Source organism: Rhizobium favelukesii, assembly GCF_000577275.2.
Taxonomy (GTDB): domain Bacteria; phylum Pseudomonadota; class Alphaproteobacteria; order Rhizobiales; family Rhizobiaceae; genus Rhizobium; species Rhizobium favelukesii.
In genome coordinates, this window is sequence record NZ_CBYB010000017.1 from 1 (window position 1) to 4,255 (window position 4,255).

General features: G+C 59.2%; 2 protein-coding genes. Both read left to right on the top strand.

The window, feature by feature from the left end; genetic code table 11:
* Nucleotides 1-146: 146 nt before the first annotated feature.
* Nucleotides 147-2,375, top strand: a complete 2,229-nt coding sequence (locus LPU83_RS24575) for a prolyl oligopeptidase family serine peptidase (protein ID WP_024319148.1) — start codon at nt 147-149, stop codon at nt 2,373-2,375.
* A gap of 249 nt (nt 2,376-2,624) precedes the next feature.
* Nucleotides 2,625-3,944, top strand: a complete 1,320-nt coding sequence (hemN, locus tag LPU83_RS24695) for an oxygen-independent coproporphyrinogen III oxidase (protein ID WP_024319147.1) — start codon at nt 2,625-2,627, stop codon at nt 3,942-3,944.
* Nucleotides 3,945-4,255: the final 311 nt, after the last annotated feature.

The following is a 4,255-nucleotide window of genomic DNA, read 5'->3' on the forward strand; positions in this document are numbered from 1 at the left end:
TTAGAACTACACGGCCTCCCGCCGTCCCAAATAATCCATTGAATTCAAGCGTATCTTACTGGCACAGCTCTTGCCTAGAAGGTAGGCGAAGCGGTTCATTTCCATCGCTTCGGCTACGTTTTTCGAGGTTTTCGAAAGGGCTAACCATGAGCAGTACATCTATGAACAGCTTAATGACGGCGGCGGCCTTGGCTATGGCGACCGCCATGACGGCTTCCGACCAGCCCCAGATGACCACCGTCGCCAAGGCGATCGGTTCCAACCCCAACAAGGCTCCTAACGATGCCACCGACCCTCGCGCCTATCTGAACGAGGTCAACGGCGACGAGGCGATGACCTGGGTCAGGGCGCATAACCTATCGACCGTCAATAAGCTGTCGAAAGATCCGCGCTACAGCGAATACCAAGCCGAGATTCTGAAGATCCTACAGGCCACCGATCGTATTGCTTCGCCCGGCTTCGCGCAAGGCGACATGATCGACAACTTTTGGCAGGACGGCACGCACGTACAAGGCTTGTGGCGGCGTGCGAGCTGGGAATCCTACAGGTCAGGCAAGCCGCAATGGCGCACCATCCTCGATGTCGATGCGCTGTCCAAGGCCGAGGGCAAGACCTGGGTTTTCGCAGGCGGGGACAGCCTGCCGCCGGCCAACAATCTCCGCCTGATCAGCCTGTCCGATGGCGGCAAGGATGCGAATGTGGTGCGCGAATTCGACATTGCCAAGGGTGAATTCGTTAAGGAAGGCTTCGTCCTGCCCGAAGGCAAGCAGTCGGTGACCTGGGTGGACGAGAACACCATCTATGTGACCCGGGAATGGACGCCGGGCGAAGTGACCGTTTCCGGCTATGCATATGTCACGAAGGTGCTGAAGCGCGGCCAGGGCCTGGATCAGGCGGTCGAGATTTTCCGCGGCGACAAGAAGGATGTCTCGGCAGGGCGCGGCGTGCTGCGCGACATCGACGGCAAGTATGTCATGGACACCTCCTATCGCGGCCTCGACTTCTTCAATACCGAACTAGCCTTCTACCCGAACGGCCACAACGATAGCGGCAAGGTGGTCCTGCCCCTCCCGAACACGGCCATCTTTGACGGCTACTACAAGGGCCAGGCAATCTATCAGTTGAAGTCGGACTGGACCTCGGCCAAGGGCACCGTCTTCCACAATGGCGCGATCATCGCTTTCGATCTCAAGGCGGCGCTCGCCGATCCGGCGCACGTCGAACCGCTGGCGCTGTTCATGCCAAACGAGCACCAGTCTGTCAAAGGGACTGCCCAGACCAAAAACCGTCTCGTCCTGTCTATCCTGTCGAACGTCACCAGTGAGGTACGCAGCTTCGATTTCGGCAAGGGCCGCTGGTCGTCTTTCAAGTTGGCGCTGCCGGAAAATTCGACCCTGTCCCTGACGTCTAGCGACCATGGGAGCGATCATTTGTTCGTCTTCTCAGAAGGTTTCCTCGGACCTTCCACCCTGTTTCGTGCCGATGCTGCAAGCGGCAAGGTCGAGGAGATCAAGTCGATCCCTGAACGCTTCGATGCCCAAGGCCTGCAAGTACAGCAGTTCTGGGCGACCTCGACGGATGGCACGAAGGTTCCATACTTCCTCGTGGCACGCAAGGATGTCAAGCTGGACGGCACGAGCCCGACCATCCTCTACGCCTATGGCGGTTTCGAAATTCCAATGCAGCCTCGCTATTCGGCAGTGCTTGGCAAGCTATGGCTGGAAAAGGGCGGCGCCTACGCGCTGGCCAATATCCGCGGCGGCGGCGAATTCGGACCGAAATGGCACCAGGCCGGCCTGAAGACCCTTCGTCAGCGCGTCTTCGACGACTTCCAGGCCGTGGCCCAGGACCTGATTGCGAAGAAGGTCACCTCGACACCGCATCTCGGGATCATGGGTGGTTCTAATGGCGGCCTGCTTATGGGCGTGCAACTGACCGAGCGCCCTGACCTGTGGAACGCGGTCGTGATCCAGGTGCCGCTTCTCGACATGGTCAATTTCACCCGGATGTCGGCAGGTGCCTCCTGGCAGGGCGAATATGGCAATCCAGACGATCCAGCCGAAGGCGCCTTCCTACGCTCGATCTCGCCTTATCATAACGTCAGGGCGGGCGTGGCCTATCCAGAACCTTTCTTCGAGACTTCGACCAAGGATGACCGTGTCGGACCGGTGCACGCGCGCAAGATGGCCGCCCTGTTCGAAGATATGGGTCTACCCTTCTACTATTATGAAAATATCGAGGGCGGTCACGCCGCGGCCGCCAACCTGCAGGAATCCGCCCGCCGTTACGCGCTCGAATACACCTACATGTCTCAAAAACTCATGGACAATAGTGCGGTAGCCTTAGGACCGTGTGGGCGGATTGAAGCGAGATGAAGCCGGCGGCGAGGGCGCAGACGTGGGCGCGCACCACGGGTGGAATCGAACACCTGCACCAGATGCGCCGACCAAATCCGCCCTTCGCCAACAGCGCCCCAATAAAGCGCACCCATGCACGCCTCCATGTAACTATTGTACACAGGCTACTTGGCTTGACGGAAACACAAGTTGCGCCGCGACAGTTGAAGATCAGAGACATAGGAGAGCGCGGCAGGCAGGGAGCCAACATCAAGATGAGAGACGGCTATGCTAGAGACAAAACAGGGCGAGGCGTGCCTGCCTTGGTATTTCAATTATCCAACTGCACCGCAGTTCTCCGCAGCGATCGGCGCGGAGGCTTATGGGGAATGGCTCGGCAGCCTATCGGCTAACGAACCCGTATCGCTCTATATCCATATTCCGTTCTGCCGGTCGATGTGCTGGTATTGCGGTTGCCCTACGACCATCACCCAGCGGGACCCGCCGAACCAAAATTACGTGGCGGCGCTGCGCGGCGAGATCCGTTTGGTCTCGGAGCTAACGCCGCAGGCGCTGCCCGTGAGCGACGTGCACTTTGGCGGCGGGACGCCCACGCTTCTTAAGCCAACGGAATTCGTCGCCTTGACCGAGCTTCTACGCCGCCGCTTCGCGTTCAGGCAAAAGACCGCCATCGCCGTCGAGATCGATCCGCGCACGTTCACCGCGGAGATGGCCGAAGCCTTAGGAGCAGCCGGGGTGAACCGCGCGAGCCTCGGCGTGCAAAGTTTCGACCCCAGTGTTCAAAAAGCGATCAATCGTATCCAGAGTGTAGAGCAGACGGCGACTGCTGTCGAAAACCTGCGCCAGCAGGGAATAAACCGCATTAACATCGATCTCATCTACGGTCTTCCCAATCAGACGATGCAGTCCTGCGTCCAGACCGCAACGCTGGCGGTGGCCATGCGCCCGCAGCGGATTGCCGTGTTCGGATACGCTCACACGCCGTCTTCTCATAAACATCAGCGCCTCATCGAAAAGGCAGGACTACCGGACAGCGCTGCCCGCGCCGAACAAGCTGCGGCCGTCGCCGAGACGCTGGTTGCCGCCGGCTACCGAGAGATTGGGTTCGACCACTTCGCCTTGCCGGACGACGAGCTCGCATTGGCTCAGAAAACCGGTCGCCTGCGGCGCAACTCCCAAGGTTACTCTGCCGACACCTGCAAAACCCTGATAGCCTTTGGTGCGTCGGCTATCGGGCGTGTTGGAGAGGGTTACGTCGAGAACGAAGCCGCGCTGGAGGCCTATACTCAGCATATCACAGCTGTTCGCTTGGCAACGTCGAAGGGCTACCGTCTCATCGGCGAAGACCGCGTCCGAGGCGCAATCATCGAGCGACTGATGTGTGATCTCGAGGCCGACGTACCGGCAATCTGTGCCGCCCACGGATTTGATTGGACCCATTTTCTCGATTCAGCTGAGCCCTTGGCGATGCTGGCCGACGACGGGATAGTGGACGTCGAGAATGGCTTCATCCGCGTGCGGCACGGCCATCGCATTTTGCTTCGCTCCGTTGCTGCCGCGTTCGACGCTTATCTCGACCACTCGTAGTGAGCCACAGCGAGTCACCATGAGCGGAGGCCTGAGAAGCTCGACTGTTGTAATCCGCTGTGGATCGGAAGTCCTTTGTGTACCCGGTTTGCAGCACCGTGATGTTCAGTGCCCTGTACGAGCAATGCGCGAGTTTCCGGATCACGAGGGTACTTGCAGCGCTCGAACGGGGCCGCTTTGGTTCAGTGCGAACACGAGGAATGGTCGGCATGTTCACTTCTATAGGGGAGATGGCCACCTTACTCTGCTCCGTGAACCCTGGGACGTCATCTCGCTTTCGGAAGAGCGTTCAACGAATACGAACCCTAGCT

Bases quoted from the DNA above. Each gene is read 5' to 3' on its own strand.
- LPU83_RS24575 (WP_024319148.1), top strand. From the start codon at position 147: ATGAGCAGTACATCTATGAACAGCTTAATGACGGCGGCGGCCTTGGCT.
- hemN (WP_024319147.1), top strand. From the start codon at position 2,625: ATGCTAGAGACAAAACAGGGCGAGGCGTGCCTGCCTTGGTATTTCAAT.